Here is an 18,032-nt window from a genome sequence, read left to right as displayed (position 1 = left end):
GAGTGATATTCTAATACCAGCTTGAAAATGTCTATTTTATACTCTCAAATCGTCGATTTATTCATTTAATCCCTCATTCGTTAGTTTTTAATTTTTGATCTGTTCCGGCTAAATTTCGCCTTTACGGCATTATAAATAAACACTATTAAGGATACTTATGTCTAAAACAGTAACTGGAGTCGTTAAATGGTTCAACGAATCTAAAGGATTTGGTTTTATTGAGCAAGAAGGCGGTCCAGACGTATTTGCTCATTTTAAAGAAATTCAAGGTTCTGGATTCAAAACTCTAACTGAAGGTCAGCGGGTACAATTCGTTGTTACTCAAGGTGCCAAAGGTCTTCAAGCGGAAAACATAACAGCTATTTAATTCATTCCGCTGTAAAGCTTTAGCCGAACCATTGAGATTCAGCTAAAGCTTTTTATCTCTTCAATTGCGCGAATAAACAGCAACCATGAGCTCATGGTTGAGACTTATTTTGATCAATAATTTGTTCTTCACTCTCTTTCGGTGACACTTTTTCTGCCACTTGTTTCCATATCGTAAATGTTAAACTTTTTTTCTTCTCTAATGTATGAATAAATTTTTCTTTGGCTTTTTCCAGGTCATCACAAAAAATCGGGTCTTTATCGAGTTGCTGGATGACAGGAGTAAGCAAATCAGGGTTGGCTTTATATAAATTGAAAAGTATATAGAAGACAGTTGACGCCTTCGCTTGATCAAGCTGGCTGAATATTTCTTTGAACGCTTCGATTACTGCTGGATTTTTAGCAAATTCTTCGCGATCACTCAGGGAGTCAGGCATTAAATTCTCGGAAGAAATTTCATTGATATACTCAAAAAAAATCTCCGATTGTAATGCCAGTAATTTACTAATATGCTCATCCGTCATCTTGTCCTGAAGACGCAGCATTTCTGTTTGTAAAAGTGATTTATATCTAGATAGACTAGCAGAATAGTAAAGCCTCGCATACAGCTGTTTATAGTCCAATTCCCAATACTTAGGCACATCTATAAATCGGTGTTTGCAGCGTTTATTTAACTCTAGTGCTTCACCAAGAAATTTTCTGGTTATTGTACTGTTCTTAACAAATGTGTTGGCTTTCTTTTTGCCAAGGTATTCTCTTAATCTTGACAAACCAGGTACCTGAGAAGCTCCTTGTTCCATAAATTTCGTCATTGAATGGACAAGGCGCTCGAAATGCTTTGGATTACTCGGCATAGCGTGACCTTTATTAATATGAGAATTGAGAACAGCTGCACTGCCTATTGGTGTGGTAACCAGGGTGGCCAGCTCGGCTGTATTTTTCTGACGAAATTTTTTATAAAAATCCAAGGTCACACTGACGACAACATTATTATCATCCATATTATGCAGTAACAAAACAGGTTCAGTGATTTTTTCAATTTCATTATCTTCTGCAGGATTCAGATAAGCAGAGAGTTCTCCCCTTGATAGAAAATCCACTTCGTCCTCCTTTTGACCAGACAGGATTCCACTCCGTGAAATATAACCATCAAATGTTTTTGGATACAGTTCAGCATGTCTCATCGTCATTAATCCACCGAAACTAGCACCTGTGAGAAAAAGAGGTTTATCCCTTAAAGCGGATAAGCGAGTATCAATTGATTCCGGTTTATCTTTGATAACAGTATAAAAATAATTCACACAGGCCTGGATTTTCCTGAAAAGTTCCTCAGGCATCTGCCCTTGAAAGACCTCCAGTTCTAATAAATCAGGTAAGTTCAACATTATAGTGACTACATTTTTCTCAAGCAAAGCCTTATTTAAAGCCTTATTTGATGGTGATAATTTAGAACCCATAGGTGTATAAGCAAATTCCTGTTTATTATTGGTTTGGTGACCTCCATATATTACTACCAGAATTTTTTTTGTTTCATCATTACCATGGGGAAAGCGTATATTGTATCCAATGGGTGTATCGTTAAACTTCAGTGCGGATCCCTTTCTACAGCTAATATCAGGATACAGCGATAGGTTCTTTAATTCATTATTTAAGTCATAACCATCATTATTATAGATAACATCAAAAATGACTTTTCCTTCTTCTGCAGAGGAATCCTGCTTGTTGGTCTTTGCTTCGTCCTGATTCTTTTGTTCTGTAAGAAAAACCATTTGAGGTATTCGATTAGTAAACTCTTTATAAAGATACGCTTGAATCTGTATAAAAACTTTTCTATCCACCGGCTTTTTTTCTTCATTCAGTACGCTAAGTAAATAGGATAAATCGGCCTCACTAAATGAAGCGGGAATTTTGGCACCTTTTTCGAGTAGTCGGAGAATAAGTTCCTTATCTTTCTTTTCCAGAGCATGAATTAAGGGCTTATGATTAGGAACATTGACATCAATATCACTTCTGGCAAGCAGACGTTTAATACTATCATCCACCCAGGGTTTATATTGGGATTTTTCTTTTATCAGATAGCTTAATAAAGACTGCTGTGCCACCTCTAATCCGAAAAAATTGGATGTATAAACAGTATTTAAGCCAGGATAATTTTCATCGCTAAGCAGTCTCTGGAAAAATGGCTCGGACTTCGTGCGAGATTGAAAGCTATTCACTTTCTCATACAATTGAAGTACTAGCGGCTTTGCATCACTTCTGGACGATATAGTATGCTTAAGGGCAGAAAATTTTACCAGGGTAGCAAAGGTATTATCGTCATAGTTTTCAAAGAAGTGTTTCTCAAGATCAGGCATTAAGAATTGAAGGACATCAGCATCAACCGGAATCTCCCCTGTTTCCAATTTCTTCCTGACAAAATTTATCGCATCTATCTGTTCTCTACGCTTCAACATTAATAATACAGGCACCCCTAAAACCCCTGACCTGAAATATCCAGGTAAGGTTTCATTTGTTAATTCGTTATTGTTTATAATTTTCCTTAAGGCGAGTGTATTTGATACTTTCGGGCCAGGAGCCTCTTTAAGAAAAGATGCAAATATCGCGGCGGCCCTTTTTTGTTCTTGACTGGCCATTTCATCTGGCAGTGTTGAATCTCTTTGAATGGCATAGTGGAGGTAGTCACTGACTCCTGACTCCAGCTTTAACTGATTAAATAACTCGGCAAATTGTTCAATCTCAGGTGTTTGCGTAGTCTTTGGCAATTTTTGGTAGAAAAATTCGATAAGCGGATAAGAAGGTAGGGAGGGCGTTTCAATTTGCGAAAGATACTCAACAAAGACTTTCATTTCCTCTTGCTTGTCTTTAAATCTATCCAAATATAGAATTAAGGAACCTTTCTTTTCATCCTTGTCATTTTTTTCAACCTCTTTTTGTATGCTTAATAAATTAGCCAGCGGATATCCGGCATCTAAAATAGCATTAACTATAATCGTATAGTGATCATCCCAGGGACGTCTCCCCTGACCAGGATATTGGCGTGACTCAAGTATAAGCTTTACCATATCATCGGTTGGCTGCGTCCCGCCCCATAATGAAATAATCTCCTCTGCTATCTCAGGAGAATTGGAAGCACGAAAGTGAGAAATAAGGTGTTTTAGATCCATCGTTACCACTGCTTTTCAGAGCACTATGTATTGATTATATACAATTGCCCGCATTTAACTCGATGCTAGTCATATTGACTATAATCAACCCAGTTATTTTTATCCTGACGATATACTGCAGACATCTCATTTAAGTGATGGGCTAAAATCATCAATACTTTCTGCCCCAGTGAATTTAGCCGAACCATTGAGATTCGGCTAAATAGGCTTACCTCTTCAATTGCGCGAATAAACTCAAGGTTTCCTCCTTGGAAATCAATCCTACTGAACTTAAATTGCCAAGCAATTGCCCTTGCTCATCATAAAATAGCATTGTCGGAGTGCCATAAATGTGAAACGCTTCGCGAATTTTAGCAACTTCTTCTGATTTCTCACCGATTTCCACCCGCAAATTGACAATGCCTTGCATGGCATCAATAACGTCGGCCTGGCTGAATACCTGCTTATCCATCTCCTGGCAATCGCTGCACCAATCTGCAGAGAAATCTATGAACACCTTATTATGACTTGCCTTGGCGTCAGCCAGGCTGGTGTTAATTGCATCAAGCGTGGACACCCTAATAAAGGGAGACTGACTAATCGGCTCGGCAACTGAAACAGGCGTAAGCAGTTGATAGACTATGGCTCCCGCTCCCATCAGTGATAGCAAGGCAAAGCTTTGTAGAATCCGCCCGCCTAACCGGGTTTCCTTACGAAAGGCGCCCAAAATCCATCCCGCAATTAGCAAAACCAGGATCCAGAGTAAATCAGCCCAGAAGCTTGGCACGACACGACTTAACAGCCATACCGCCATAGCAAACATCATAAGCGCAAACAGTTGTTTGATGCGAATCATCCAGGGGCCCGAAGCAGGTAAAAAACGGCCATAACCTGCACCGACAAGCAACAAAGGCAATCCCATTCCCAGAGCCAGAACAAAGAGTAAAAGCCCTCCCTGCGCAACCTGCCTGCTTTCTGCAATATACGTCAAAATCCCAATCAGAGGCGCTGTTACACAAGGCGATACAACCAGAGTTGAAATCGAGCCCATTAAAGCGGAGGAAATGATTCCCTTACGACCTGAGCTCTTGTGAGAAAAGCGCATGAAAGCTGGAAGCCGAAATTCAAAGACTCCCAGTAACCACAGCCCCATTAGCGTCAATAAAATACTAAAGCTTCCAATAACCACAGGCTGCTGCATTAAGGTTTGCACTGTAGCCCCAAACCAGGCAGCCAGCATTCCCGCCAGCGCATAAGTAAGCGCCATGCCCAGCACATAGGCTAAAGACAACTTAAACGCTTCACGCCCGCTCTTAGCTCCCTGCCCGGTGATAATACTGGATAATATTGGCACCATCGGTAAAACACAGGGCGTAAATGCCAGCAGCACACCTAAACCAAAAAAGACACTTAGATACAATACGGGACTATTATTCTGGATGAAACCCACCGCAGCCATAGGATTTCCAGCAAAGCCTGTCGCAAAAGCAGAACAAGAGAGTAATGCTATACATAATGACAAAATCAGTTTTTTCATTTTGATTCCTTGATAAATTATTTTCATTATTTTGTAACTCCCTGGTTGTGGATAAGTTTGATGTTAATTCAATCAAATCGTCTCAACGTCATCCTGAACGCAGTGAAGGATCCTCTGAGTCTGGTTCAGCTCTAAGCAGTTTGAGATCCTTCGCTACGCTCAGGATGACGTAACTGGGGAGTTACATTATTTTGAATAAAAGGAATCAAATCGGCGGGCGGTAAACTTCATCCGAAGGTGAAAGATATTTTGAAAAAATCAGCAGAAAACTTAAGAGACCAATAAGACTTTGCAATAGCATTTGTTGCAGGGATTGAGATTCTTCTTCAAGCCAATAATAAACAGAGCCACAACCGCTGCTCAAAATCTGTTGAACGGAACAAGGCGTCATTGCAAAGGAATGAGGAGATGCATCCGCGGCTCGAATACAAGAGGGCTGCTTGAGTGGTGCAAGAATGACAGCACTCAAGAGTATCAGCATGATTAGGGAACGAAATTTGTTCATTTAATGACCCTATCATAATTTAAAGGATTAAATCAATGCATGAGCAAAAAATCTTCAAAGCTAGGATTAAGATTGTCTTAATAATTACTTCGTATAATTGTGCCATCCACCTGTTAATTTGAACGAAGGAGATTCTATGAAGTCGTCTTACAGAGATCATTTAAAAGCTAAATTCAAGCCCACTTTTTTCGGTATATTTGAAAAGCAGGACGCAGCGTTATTAAGTAACGTGTATGCTTATGTATATAATAAAGAAGTGAAGCATTCCGCTTTCATGAGCACCTGCCATGGACCTGTATCCGGATATAAATCTCACGTCACTTTAGATGCTGTAAAAAATGAATTTACACAATATAACCCTGAAGTACAAACTGCCGTGTTATCCAGAGTTAATCAGTATGTGAGTGATTTTGAAGCAGCAACAGTGTTTCACCCTACTCAGGAAGCCTATCAACGCTTATTGGAAGTTCGTGACACTTTTAAAGCACATATGGATAAATCCCCTACCCCGCAATAACCATATTTCTGGGTTTCGGACTTCTCTCGCTCGAACCGGCGAATGTATCCGGCGGCGTCAGGCACTCTTAAGCCCTGGCGCTCAGCTTTCACGCTGAAGGATTCCTTAGGCATAAAATGGACCAAGGTTTACATTGTCGCGCTGGATTTGAAACTCCAAACCTTTAAGGGCTAATTAAATAACAAATTACAATAGTTTGGCTCAATAATTAATCAATGAATAATAATCAAACCAACTCCCGTTTTTAATATTGACAGCAAGAATTTATTTGATTTTAATCGCGATTAGAACGCCCAGAAATTAACTGCTAAGGAAACTAATTTGACGATATTTATTGGTATTGCAGGATATTCTGCATCGGGAAAAACCAAAGCAAGTAAGTTAATTCAGGAATATTACGGAGATAACTGTGTCGTTATTTCTTTCGACAATTATTATTTCGGTGTAGACACTCTTCCTGCCGGAATAAGCTTTGATGATCCTCGAGCGATTGATTTTAAATTATTTGCTGAGCATCTTGAGCAGTTGCGAAAAGCTGAGCCCATCCAAATGCCTGTATATGATTTTTCAACGTCACTTCGCACTTCTCAAACCATTAAAGTTGAGCCTAAAAAAATTATTGTAATTGAAGGTATCTTAGCTTTACATGACCCTGCCCTGCGAGCTTTTTACAGCTATAGTTTTTTTATCGATTGTGATGAAAAAGAATGTTTTGACAGACGTTTGAAACGTGATCAAATAAAAAGGGGGCGTACAGAAGAAAGTATCAGAGATCAATGGCCAAGTGTTGCCTTATCTCATTCTCAGTTTGTTAAACCAACAAAAGAATTTGCTAACAAAGTTATCTCAAATACAAGCGATAAAATTAACTTTGAGCGTGCAGTACGCTGTGAGCTGGGTACTCTTTCAGAATGCCGCAAGTTAATGCCCGATAGTTTTTTTTATCGACGTTTTCCAGTTAAAGACCAGGAATCACCGTCCAATTCAGGAAGCTACAATCGATATTTGTAGACGCAATACTTCATAGGGATGCTATTCGTCTTAAGGATTGTTTTTTACACAAAATGTCTCATTTATGATAAAATGCCTTTTTTCCTCACGGTTAATTTTATGAGACAAGACCAAATTGATATGGCGGCCAGTGTTGGTATTCATTTTCCCAGTATAAAGCCCTTATTCTCCTGTCCACCAAATCCGGAAGTGTTGAAAGCATGGCAAGCCTATCAATGCCAATTTGAGCTGCCGGAGAGCGCATCAATTTCTCAAAAAATTATTGATAATGTCAATTATGTTTCCTTTGAAACGTTTATGACTCAATTACAAGCTACTATTGCTGCTTTTAATCAGGCCGGTGATGAGCCTTACATTTTGCTCATTACGCAGGATACCCTGGGTAAACTTGATGAGGGAGCCAGTGAGCAATGGGTTTCGGGCCTGGCTTTGGAAGAGTGTGGTTTACGATGGCCCACAGCAATCACCACAAGCTTGAGTCTGGACGTCTGCCTTGCCCGGCATCCTCAGGTGAGAAAGATATTAATTCTGGATGATGCAGCATATAGCGGTACGCATATGGCACGAGAGTTATCCAATTTAAGAAACCTGAGAAATGTGGATTCGAGCTCACAGTATACCTTTTATTTTGGTATACCCTTTATGAGTAAACAAAGCCGAAGGATTGTCGAAGCAGGTCCAGGCTCCTGCAAGTCAAACTTTGCAAGTGTGTGTTTACCCCATCAGACGATTCCTTTGATTGAAGATCTGCTCACGGAAGAAGAAAAAAAAGTGGCTGCAAGACTGGATAATCTTCAGTTAACGGTAGGTTTGACTTATTTTGATCATAAAATGCCTGATTATAAATCCGCTTCAACCCTTCTGGAACAAGGAATTTTCTTAAAGCCAACAATGGATTGTCTGATGGAAATTGAACACATAATTCCCGGAAACAGAGCTCCGAGACCCGGTAAAACTCGAATTGAGACTCCTGAGGAATGGAACAATCGTTATAATCAATTTGCAGCCAATCGATATATTCCCTGGATGCCGAAAGTGATTTGTCCTTATAAACTAAAAAATGACGAGGAACAGCAAGCCTTAAGAAAAGCAGTTGACTCGAAACGAGTTGGTAACCGAACCTCATACTCACTACCCGAACGATTCAAAGTTGCCAGGGAAATTTTAGGTGAAGAAACGATTCAGGAACAAGTCAGCGCGCCTTCTAGGGAATTTTCGCTACCCGAACAAGGGGCCGCTCCCTCCAGGGAATTTTCCCTAAATGACATTCGCCAAAGCTATTCAAAACATGCCTCCTGGTACAGTTTAAGAAAATACAGTTTATTTTTCTTTAATACCACTAAAGACGCAGTGATTGAAAACATGAAAACTCAGGCCAAATTAAAACCTCATGGTGCATCTGAAAAGACGCTAATTGAGTTTGGTCTTATTTAATGCAGGCGATTGTGCATTTAATTATTCTTATTTTTATGCCCTGAAAAGCATGTATAATTCATCTTTTCAGGAGAGGTTATGTTTTTAAGAAAAGCAATTCAATTATTTACAGGGCCCCAAAGACCCTCAACCATACATGCGGATGCTGAACCTATAAGCGTGGAAACAATACCATCCGATAGCGACTTTATTCGCGAAGGTAGCGGCACAACGACTGTTACAGGAAAAATTGAATACGTACATGTGACTGTTCGCGGCAGTTCCAGCCTGAGAATAGAAGGAGAAGTAGGTCGAGGCTGTACATTTTATAAAGATGGCAATGGAACACTCAGCTTTGCAGGCACTGTGGCCAATGATTTGAAATTAACCGTCTTCGGACAAGGAAACATCGTCTTTACCCAAGAACCACCTCAAGCTGTTATTAATTCAATTGAAAATCCAATAGGTAACGCCCAGATCACTTGTGCAGGAAGGATTTTACCTCAGTTGCAGCCCGGGTATCGTCGACACAATCTGGGGCATCCTGCCAGGCAAACGGTAACTGAGCCATTCAGGCAAACCAGTGTAACTTTGAGCCGCCTGTCTGCTGAAAGACCTCAACAAGCCTCTACCTCAGAAGATGGATTTAATTCAGGAACTAAAAAATATATAGAAGACTATAAAGATCGTGAACTAATAGCAGACCGGATCGAAAAACTTAATCTGACTCCGGAAGAAGAGCCTTTATTCAAACGCTTCGAGGATGCAATTTCTCATTGTTATTTTGATAGTATTCCCGTGAAATATCGAAGCAGTTACTATGGTATACCTAACCTATTAGCATGGTATGAAATAAATAAAACCGATCCTGTCACCAGAGACGCAGTTAAACTGGATGCCTATGAGTCTGCATTTCATTTGTATGGCGAGTTAGACGATGTGATTATCGAGCTCAATAAACTACGGACAGCAAAAAAAGAGGCAATCTCTGCAAAACAGTCTTCTCCCACGCCGCAAGATGCGAATGAGGAGCAATCTAGCGTGGGCCTTTCAATGTAACTTCAAGAGGCCTGACAATATCCGCGCCAGGGATTTTTTCGCTGACGCGGTGCAGTGCCTGCTGCATTGTAACAGAGTATTTACACAGTGCTTTGACTGCTACTTCCCGGTCTTTCTGCTCAGCGGTCGAGGTGATCACATTTCTGTTTTGAACCACTACCCGTAATAGTTTCTGCATTCCAGTATGTCGAACAGGTTCCACTTGGGGCTTTAATCCCTCCAAAGCGTGCAGAATATGCTGGCAACGCCATGCCGCCAAATCAAGTGAACCAGCCTGCTCAACTTGCTGTCTTAATATCGAGCGTATCTCATTCGAAGCGCTGCTCAAATGACTCAACCATTGCACAATGGCTTGCGACTCATTCAGGCGATTGCCTGATTCTCTGTCGTTAATCCAGGTCATGTCATCCAAAAGAAGATTCATGAATGCATTCATGGTCACATTGACCCATTCACGCAGAGGGCTCCCCAGCCTGTATTGGCTCTGCATTTTCATGGACATTTCATAAAACGCATCGAATGCACTGGAGCATCCTGGATTTCGCAGGGCCTCTTTATAAAGAACAAAAAGATCATCAACCATTGAATGATTTGCTGAGCCAATCTGCCTCTTTATTTCATCAATCACTGATTGCAACTGCTCGCTTCCCAGCAGTTTGTGCTGCCATTCACGTTGAACAAACTCTGTTAATTTTAAGTGCTCGCGTGTTTTTGTACTTAAGGATGAATCATTCTTATTATCAATACGCGTTTGCTCTAAAACAGCCGCTCGTTTATCTGGAGAAATAATCGATTTATAGCAGTTAGAGCATCGCAAAAGGAAAGCTTTTTCTATTTCATTCAGTCGATAGCGTTTTAATATTCTTCCCTCATTTTCTGATCTCGAAAAAACTTCTTTGAGGATTTCTTTCATGCTATCGGGTAACTCGGCAACAATGCCTGCCAGCGTGGATTGATTCAGTAGAAGGGTATACTGTTCCAGAGAATAATTGAGTGAAGCTTCCAGGGCCCATTGTCTATCGAGTGCATTATTCAACCAGATTTGTAGTTTGCGTAAAACTCGCTCTCTTGTCCGAAGTCTGGCCAATGCAGATCCTTGAAAACGATATTGAGCCAAGTCTGCCCTTCTGGCTTCGGGATAGCTGTTATAGTAGAAAACCAGAGCAAGCAATGCCTTATCCTGGGGATCTTTTAATTTATGATTTTTAATCACCGATCGAGTCACTTGCTCTGTGATTTGTGCAGTTTGGGGAGCTGTTAAACATTCATAGAGGGCATAAATTAAAACATTATCAATCTGCAAGGCATATTGATTAACTATTTGTCGCAAAGAAGGATTTGCCGCATTAATCGCTGGGTCAAATAATTGCTTCCATTCACCGGCGGTCAGGGGAAATGCGTCAGACAATATTTTTTTATATGATTCCTCCCGGAATACTCGACCGGATAATAAATCAGGGTGAATTTTTTTCACGTAAATTAATAAGAGATTAATCAATTCATCCTGAGATAATTCATGCCCATTTGCGGTAGCTATGAGCCGCAGCAGGTGGTCGCGGATAGCCATCATCGCTTGAACCCGCAGACCGGGCTCATTACCTGGTGCAGAGGAAATGGCAAGAGGATGATTGGATTTGGGTTGCCTTGTTACTGGAGCAAGCAAACTATTATAAATGGCCTTTGGTATTGAACTTAAGCTATCAACCACTCCTAAACCGATACCATAAATAAAGCCACCTGCACCGGACAAAATGGCATGGATTATTTTGTATTGCTCTTCAGTGCTATAAGCCTGATAGCCTGCAATATAAGCTTGAGCAAAAGGCTGGGTCAGCACGCTAAAAACGGTTTTATCACGATGAATTAAAGGCAATAAGGCGCCCACTGTTTTAATGCTCAAATCCAAACCGATCTCACGACCAGAAGGTGTAGCAATTTGATTACCATCCAGATCACGAAATCCTGAATGAAAATTGTCCTGGTGTCGTCGACGATAAAAATCGTCAGCGATTGCTGGAGAAGGAGCCTGATAGGCAAGCGCATTATGCATTAATCCCGGCGAAACTTTTCTTGAAATATTAGCCGCAGAATTGTGTTGAGTTAAATCGGCAAAATAATCTTTTATTTCCTGCAAAGCCAATAAAGGCTTAACATGTAATCGGGCTTGCTCTGCTATGGATTTTGCCGTTTCATCCGTGGGAGAAGGATAGTAAAATTGAGTTAATTCTTTAAGGGATCCTAATACAGCTTCACAGTATTTAGAAGCTCTGGTATTTTGAAAAGGTTTCAGCGTTGTCAGCTCACGAATCAAACGCTCACAAGTGGATCGGCTTTGAGGTTCAAATGCGTCTGCAGAGGTGGTTAGCTCCATAAAATAATAATGCAGGTCCACATCGTCTTTGGTGCAGGAATAAAGGCTGTAAATGAGCTCTTTGAACAATGAAAGAAAGGCTTTATGGCAATTATCGGCTGTTCGTTGCGGATGATGTAATGCCTCATCAAATGACTGCCATTTACGTTGGATTTCATCGTTATAGCAATGAGTTAATAGCGGCGTATTATTACTGGCTGGCGGTAAAAATCGGGTGGCGATAGCATTATAGTAAGCATGAAATGCAGGGCAATAAATCATTAAGCGTGAAGATTGCAGCATTCGCACAACAAACGATGCGCAAAGCTCTTCCTGCTGAAAATGTTTATCAAAATTTTTAGGTACTACACCGATAAAAGGGATAAAAATTTCATCGCTTTCTCGAATTACCTGCCCATAAAACGCATCGGGGATAAATTCATCAGGCCCAACAGGATTGTACACCAGATGCCCACGCGTACCAGTAGAGTTGCACTGGGCATACTGCAGTTGAAGCGGCCATAAGGGATTGGCAACGAAAAAAGATTGCAAGGAATCCCCTGAGCCAGTATCTCGTGGAAACGCTTCCACCAGCAAGGAGCCTGCCTGACGAAACATGGGAGTTTGTTTAAAATCGCCCTTCGCAGTTTTAAAATAGGTACCTTGCGGGTCTGGCTGATAAAAAGAATCGATTTGCTGTAAGCCGGCATCGCTATAAGAACTGACATAATGGCGGCGATATTTGACATAAGCGTTATTTTCAAAATACGGCGGCTCAGGAAAAAGATGAGCAACGAGATTGTCAACCAAGGCATTGTAAACTGTTTCAGAATACTCCGAGGGCTGCAAAGTGGTCATATAGTTAAAGCTTGAAAAAAGCGCGCCGAGTTCGTATTTAATCCCAATTGCTGCATTCATACGGGCTTCAGCAGGTCCCTGGCGATGCACGCTTAGATTCTTAAAATGGCTTGCCCATTCTGGATCATTTAAGCGAAATGTATCCATGCCTGCATCGTTGGAATCACTGACGACACCACCCCAGTTGGCCCCGATACCTAATGCCTGTCCTCGATTGAACTGAAATCGCTGTAAAAAACGAATAAGATATCGACTAATTACAGGCAAATGGGCAGAATCGATGCGAATATTGGCCTGCAAAAGCTGCTCTTGCAAAATGCCCACCAGCATTTCTTCATTTAAAGAATTTAATATGGTCTTGCCATCTAAAAAAGGGCTTACATAAGAATCATAAGAATCTTTTTTTAACTGGATAAACTGAATGCCAAGGCGCTGTAATACGGTTTGCATCCAGTCAAAAAACTCTTCATTGAGCGGTAAATCAATCAACTGCGATAATTGACGGCGGATCATCGCCTGCCATTGCTGCCAAGGTAAAAAGTCAGGCAATTTTTTGGCTAAGGCATCGGCATGCCCGCCTGGTTTTAGAGCAAAGCCATGTGTTGATAAATAGACACTGGCATCTGCAATACGTCCTGCCTTGCTAATCTGATAATCTGATGTGGCGGTAAAGGGTGAGATATCCGGGGTTGACTTATTGGGCGCTATAGCCGGATTAATTGGAATAACCGGATCTCTGGGCAATGGTGTCCCTGACTCCACTTCGGGTTTATTTTGATTGATGGCTGGGGCTAGCAGAGAAGGATAGGTCGACAACAGATTATCAATAGGAATGGCCGACCAGGCACTCATGGCCTTGAGTAATTGCCATAGGTTGTTAATATTGCAACCCATGTGATGTTTTTTTATCGCTCTTAAGACATTCTGATAGGCCTCATTCAAAGCTTGTGTATTCAGGCGTTGATCAAATCCGCTTTGATGATAGCTTTCAATAAGCCGGTTGAATCGATTAATTTTATGGTTGATAGCCCTACTGTGTACCGGATATTCACTCAAAAAATGAGGCAGGCGATATTTGAAAGGAGTTCTGTGATTGCAAGGACTTTCCTGTAGCCTCCCCACAAGGGTCAATGCCTCCTCGATGGGTGTATGAGTAGTTACAGGTTTATAGTGTTCCTGTAATTGCTGATGAAGTTGCCTGACGCAGGCCTCATCACTCAACATGGTTAATAAAAAATAAACCTGTGTCAGTGTTTGTGAATTTAAATGCTCACGCATGCTGTGCGGCAGTTTAGTTCTGAGCGCGTCCAATAAACTGACTGGTTCACTGTGGCGCTCGGGTATGGCCGTATAATGTTCTCGCATATAGTTTAATTCTGCAGTCTGGGGGCTTCTGTTTGATGTTCTTCTTCGGGTTGTGCGTGAACTAAGCCCAGATCGCTCTCAAATTCATCACGGCCAGGAACTATCTTTCTTGAGCTGTGCTCTGCAAGCTTAAGCATTTTCATTTGTTTATAATTTTGATAAAGCTCTTCGAATACATGCGTATATAATATCTGCGCTTTTGTAGTTCTTTGTGCCTGTGGCAGCTGCTCATGTAATGATTTAAACAAATTAAAATCGGTTTTAGCTTTATTTACAAATCGCCGCAATATTCCCTGTGCATCATCCTGATTGGCAAATCGATCCACGAAGCTTAAATCCGCTGCAGGTCGGTCACTGTATGCGCCAAATCTTGTATGGTAACTTGAGAGAGAAATCCCACCAAAATCAAGACGTTGGACTAAACTTTCGCAATTGGCAGCGGAGGCATTTGGTGCTAACAAACCAATAATGATCTTATAAAACTCTTTTAATCCTTTCCTTTCTCCCCGTTCTTCATCATCTTTTAAGACTGCAATATCTGCAATTTCACTATCTATAATTTTTTGCAATTTACGTTGTGCGTTTAAAGTCGATTGAGTTCCTGAACTTTGATCCAGTGTTTGAAAGGCGCCAAGAAGATTAATCAGAATTGCACAGGTTCCCGCGCTAGAGCCAGCACTGGGTTCATCTACGGTATTGATCAATAGACCATTGGGATTGGAAGAATCAGTGGATTCTAATTTCAGCGCAATATGAGAATCACGATGCAGACTAACAATTTCTAATAGCTTTATGAGCCTTAGCATAGTATCCAAACCAATTAAACCGCCTTGTGCCAGCACTTTCATGACATTAGTGATTGTTCCCGCCACCAGGTCGGTACTAAAACCAGTTGCCTGAGACGATTGGCAATCCCCTCTACTGCAATTCTCGCTTTCGTGGGTCTGTGCAGGATGCAAATGTCCATCAGTAGTATGAACTTTTTGATGTGTCCAATTGACGGATCCATGCATGCTCATAGGTGCTGCAGAGGCTGCACCGCTTGCAAGCAATGATCCCTCGGCAAGACTGGCTGTAGTATAAGCAAGAGAATGTAATACACTTTGTTGAAGAGTATGCATTGCCAGATTATGTTGAACAGTATCCAGGTTATCTTTCAATGCCTTGTTTAAATCGGTTGCAATTCGTATCAGAGCTAAACCTGTATGTGATAAGGTGAGGCGTAGAGCAGTTATTGCATGTGTAGCGCTGTACTCCTGTTCCGAGTGGCTATCCCAACTGATTTGCTGAGATGCCTGATTAGAGTGCTTTCTACTTTGCACTTCACTCGCTTTTTCTGAAGCCGCATGGAGACGGTTTTGATCGATTAATGTCAGAGAGCGACAGGCAGTAAGCATCTCATCGATTAGTAAAACCATGGCAGAGGCAGCCCAATACGCCGCAGCAGTACTACTTCCCACTGTATCATGTGTTGATAACAGAGAACCGTTTCTGGATTTGGAAGGAGCGATATCTTTTTCAATTTCGGCCATGAAATTGCGGGTAAATGCCTGGATGTTATTCAGCGTTACCGTAATACTCGGAAGCGTTGACAGTAAGGCTTCATTTTGTTGTGCCTCATTGGTCTTAACTGCTTTTCTGGAGGCATTTGCCGAGACTGTCACTGAATTGAATAGGCTATGCGTGGTCACAAGTGAGGCGACAGTACCATGAGCACTCACATCCAACTGGCTGGCCATATCCTGATTAAGGTTAGGAATAATATGCTGCCCATTAGCCTCTTCAATCCCATCAAGTACACCCTTGATTGCTTTTTCAAATTGCGCCAGGACTTCAGGATTGGCTAAATCAACCGAACTATCAATTGTTCCTGAATCATAGCCTCCTGCAGAGTTTTGCTGAGGCTTAGCCAGTCCTCGTAAGGCTTGGGCCAATTCACTAATATGGCTGAGCAGCACACTCATCGAACGACCAGCGATAGTTTCACTGAGTTGTGCCGCTGTTTTGACAGCCGATGAGCCTCCCAGGTTTTCTGCGCAAAGACGCATGATGTTAGACAATGAGAAAAGATTGGAATGCAAACTGTTAATACGATCGACACCCCCAGAAGGGCCTTGTTCGGTCGCTTGCGCGAGCGCTTTTTGTACCCGTCCCTCTGTCGCAGCAATGGCAGTCTTGTTAACGAGGCGTGACGCCACGCTAAACAGGGATAATGCTGCCACGCGGAAAAGAGCGGTCGCCAAGGGAGTACTAACACTTTGATTGGATGATAAATCAGCCGCGGCCTGCATGTGGGATAAGGCTTTCTCAAGAATTTTTAATTGCCGTTGCGATGCCTGGCTATCAGAATCCTGAGTAGCTTTCTTTACGCCACTACTTGCATGGTAGACATTTTTATCATCCGCTTCGCTCGCTGATTCCTGTCCCAGAAAATGACTGACGGCACTTCCCTCTCTGAAAAGCTGACCAACCATATTGGTAAGCAAAGCAGCAGCGGAAGGTATGAATGCGGTTGCAGTGACGCTGCCGCCAGCCCCTGTCGAGGCAGCTGTTCTGGCGTGAGTTCCGGCATGGGAGTTCTCAGCAATATTGATTGCGTTATAGACATTATCCATCACCTGACCACCCTGGTCCTTGACCAGGCCAGCCACGCTATCAATACTGGCTGAAGGCTTTTGATCCTGCGGATTAAAAATAAATGCTTTCGTGCTCGCATTTTTCATTTCATCGCTGGGAATGTCTAACCTGGATAAACCTTCAGCAGTTTTCTGTGTAACAGTGACCCCATCACTGGGAATTTGTGCCAGGTGACTCACTCCGCTAACCATCGCGAGAGAAATGTATCGGGTAATAAATGCGAGGGAGTCATTGGTTGCAATTAATCCTCCGCGAAGTTCTTTCATATAGCTGTCTAAAACACTATGATCGATGTCGGCCGGATCTTCAAATAAAACATTCAAGGCGTGGAGTAATGAATCACGTCGGCCACTCTTGTCGGACAAAACCGTAGCAGCATTCTGTGAAGCCGTTACAGCCTGAGAGAGTCCAAATCCTGGTCCGGAGGCGCTGGCAGTAGGTATCCCAGCAGCTGCAGCAGTCGTTACAGTAAAACTATCAAAAAACTTCACCATTCTAACATCCCTGATTTTATTATTCGGAATGGCTGTTAATGTATAGAATCCTTTCTCATTGTCAATATTATTATTTCTATTGGTAGATAGTTAGCATCACCTATTGTCACAGCCAGGCTCACTGTCGTTAACCAAGCATTGAGCATAAAAATCCTTGAAAAAAACTGTCCTCCCCGCGAAGGCGGGGAACCATCCCTGAGCTAGCTATAATGCCAATTGAGGAATGGATTCCCGCTTTCGCGGGAAGGACTCCTTAAGTTAATGGTAGTAACTACCCGCAGCAATCTTCGAGATGAAACGTCCTCAGAGGATACTACTCTATTTACTTAACCATTCTACTTACTTGACCAGTCTACGCATCATGTCGCCTGGATTAACAGGTGGAGTAATGGCCATAGCGATTGGTTGACCTTGAGGGTTTTGATATTCACAGGCCCAGAGATAGCCATCAGGCGTGGGGCCGCCACTGCTTTTAATCGATTTAACCAGGCGGTTTGCCTTCTTGATTGCAACTTCTTTGCCTTTCACTTGACCAACATAAATACCGAAAGTCCATTTGTCCTGGGTATCGTAATAATTACTCCAGTTAAGTCCTACCCATCCCAGATCAATATCTATTGCATCACTGATACCAATTGCCTGCAGTGACTCAACACTTGGACATTTTTCCGGGCTATCACTGAAGGCAAATGCTGAAGATGAAACCAGTAACGCCAGAGAAAAAGATTGCAGCACACGTTTCATAACCCACTCCTTGTTAAAAAAACAGAAAATCCT

Annotated in this window: 11 protein-coding genes; 5 read left to right on the top strand and 6 right to left on the bottom strand. The window is 41.9% G+C overall.

Features of this window, described 5'->3' with window-relative positions; translation table 11 throughout:
- The first annotated feature begins 157 nt into the window (after positions 1–157).
- Positions 158–367 (top strand): cold-shock protein, encoded by a 210-nt coding sequence (locus LXA66_RS04315; protein ID WP_112219126.1) that lies wholly within the window; start codon positions 158–160, stop codon positions 365–367.
- Between the two features lie 91 nt (positions 368–458).
- Here LXA66_RS04315 and LXA66_RS04310 read toward each other — a convergent pair whose 3' ends face one another.
- The 3 genes from LXA66_RS04310 to LXA66_RS04300 form a co-directional block, all read right to left on the bottom strand.
- Complete coding sequence (locus LXA66_RS04310) at positions 459–3,530, bottom strand: S9 family peptidase (protein ID WP_233012097.1); 3,072 nt, start codon at positions 3,528–3,530, stop codon at positions 459–461.
- A gap of 208 nt (positions 3,531–3,738) precedes the next feature.
- Complete coding sequence (gene dsbD, locus LXA66_RS04305; protein ID WP_233012096.1) at positions 3,739–5,046, bottom strand: protein-disulfide reductase DsbD; 1,308 nt, start codon at positions 5,044–5,046, stop codon at positions 3,739–3,741.
- A gap of 205 nt (positions 5,047–5,251) precedes the next feature.
- Positions 5,252–5,551 carry a hypothetical protein gene (locus LXA66_RS04300; RefSeq protein ID WP_233012095.1) on the bottom strand — a complete coding sequence of 100 codons (300 nt, stop codon included), beginning with the start codon at positions 5,549–5,551 and terminating at the stop codon, positions 5,252–5,254.
- Positions 5,552–5,687: 136 nt separating this feature from the next.
- Between LXA66_RS04300 and LXA66_RS04295 the strand changes: the two genes are divergently transcribed.
- The 4 genes from LXA66_RS04295 (at position 5,688) to LXA66_RS04280 (ending at position 9,551) form a co-directional block, all read left to right on the top strand.
- Positions 5,688–6,068: a hypothetical protein gene (locus LXA66_RS04295; RefSeq protein WP_233012094.1), complete on the top strand. Its 381-nt coding sequence runs from the start codon at positions 5,688–5,690 to the stop codon at positions 6,066–6,068.
- A gap of 321 nt (positions 6,069–6,389) precedes the next feature.
- Complete coding sequence (locus LXA66_RS04290; protein WP_233012093.1) at positions 6,390–7,079, top strand: uridine kinase; 690 nt, start codon at positions 6,390–6,392, stop codon at positions 7,077–7,079.
- Between the two features lie 99 nt (positions 7,080–7,178).
- Positions 7,179–8,513: a hypothetical protein gene (locus LXA66_RS04285; RefSeq protein ID WP_233012092.1), complete on the top strand. Its 1,335-nt coding sequence runs from the start codon at positions 7,179–7,181 to the stop codon at positions 8,511–8,513.
- Positions 8,514–8,591: 78 nt separating this feature from the next.
- Positions 8,592–9,551: a hypothetical protein gene (locus LXA66_RS04280; RefSeq protein ID WP_233012091.1), complete on the top strand. Its 960-nt coding sequence runs from the start codon at positions 8,592–8,594 to the stop codon at positions 9,549–9,551.
- Here LXA66_RS04280 and LXA66_RS04275 read toward each other — a convergent pair.
- The 3 genes from LXA66_RS04275 to LXA66_RS04265 all read right to left on the bottom strand — a co-directional run bounded on the left by LXA66_RS04275 (position 9,529) and on the right by LXA66_RS04265 (position 17,999).
- Positions 9,529–14,124: a hypothetical protein gene (locus LXA66_RS04275; RefSeq protein ID WP_233012090.1), complete on the bottom strand. Its 4,596-nt coding sequence runs from the start codon at positions 14,122–14,124 to the stop codon at positions 9,529–9,531. The genes LXA66_RS04280 and LXA66_RS04275 overlap by 23 nt on opposite strands.
- Positions 14,125–14,129: 5 nt before the next feature.
- Entirely contained in the window at positions 14,130–17,255 is a 3,126-nt protein-coding gene (locus LXA66_RS04270) for a hypothetical protein (protein WP_233012089.1), read from the bottom strand.
- Between the two features lie 339 nt (positions 17,256–17,594).
- Positions 17,595–17,999 carry a DUF4949 domain-containing protein gene (locus LXA66_RS04265; protein WP_233012088.1) on the bottom strand — a complete coding sequence of 135 codons (405 nt, stop codon included), beginning with the start codon at positions 17,997–17,999 and terminating at the stop codon, positions 17,595–17,597.
- Positions 18,000–18,032: the final 33 nt, after the last annotated feature.

It is taken from the genome of Legionella sp. 16cNR16C, assembly GCF_021297775.1.
GTDB lineage: Bacteria > Pseudomonadota > Gammaproteobacteria > Legionellales > Legionellaceae > Legionella_C > Legionella_C quinlivanii_A.
Note: the sequence above shows the minus strand (reverse complement) of the source record. Positions and strands in the feature narration are given on the sequence as shown.

What these genes read in the sequence shown, in the direction of transcription:
- LXA66_RS04315 (WP_112219126.1), top strand. Translation starts at nt 158, where the DNA reads ATGTCTAAAACAGTAACTGGAGTCGTTAAATGGTTCAACGAATCTAAA.
- LXA66_RS04265 (WP_233012088.1), bottom strand. Translation starts at nt 17,999, where the DNA reads ATGAAACGTGTGCTGCAATCTTTTTCTCTGGCGTTACTGGTTTCATCT.
- LXA66_RS04280 (WP_233012091.1), top strand. Translation starts at nt 8,592, where the DNA reads ATGTTTTTAAGAAAAGCAATTCAATTATTTACAGGGCCCCAAAGACCC.
- LXA66_RS04300 (WP_233012095.1), bottom strand. Translation starts at nt 5,551, where the DNA reads ATGAACAAATTTCGTTCCCTAATCATGCTGATACTCTTGAGTGCTGTC.
- LXA66_RS04275 (WP_233012090.1), bottom strand. Translation starts at nt 14,124, where the DNA reads ATGCGAGAACATTATACGGCCATACCCGAGCGCCACAGTGAACCAGTC.
- LXA66_RS04310 (WP_233012097.1), bottom strand. Translation starts at nt 3,530, where the DNA reads ATGGATCTAAAACACCTTATTTCTCACTTTCGTGCTTCCAATTCTCCT.
- LXA66_RS04270 (WP_233012089.1), bottom strand. Translation starts at nt 17,255, where the DNA reads ATGGTGAAGTTTTTTGATAGTTTTACTGTAACGACTGCTGCAGCTGCT.
- dsbD (WP_233012096.1), bottom strand. Translation starts at nt 5,046, where the DNA reads ATGAAAAAACTGATTTTGTCATTATGTATAGCATTACTCTCTTGTTCT.
- LXA66_RS04285 (WP_233012092.1), top strand. Translation starts at nt 7,179, where the DNA reads ATGAGACAAGACCAAATTGATATGGCGGCCAGTGTTGGTATTCATTTT.
- LXA66_RS04295 (WP_233012094.1), top strand. Translation starts at nt 5,688, where the DNA reads ATGAAGTCGTCTTACAGAGATCATTTAAAAGCTAAATTCAAGCCCACT.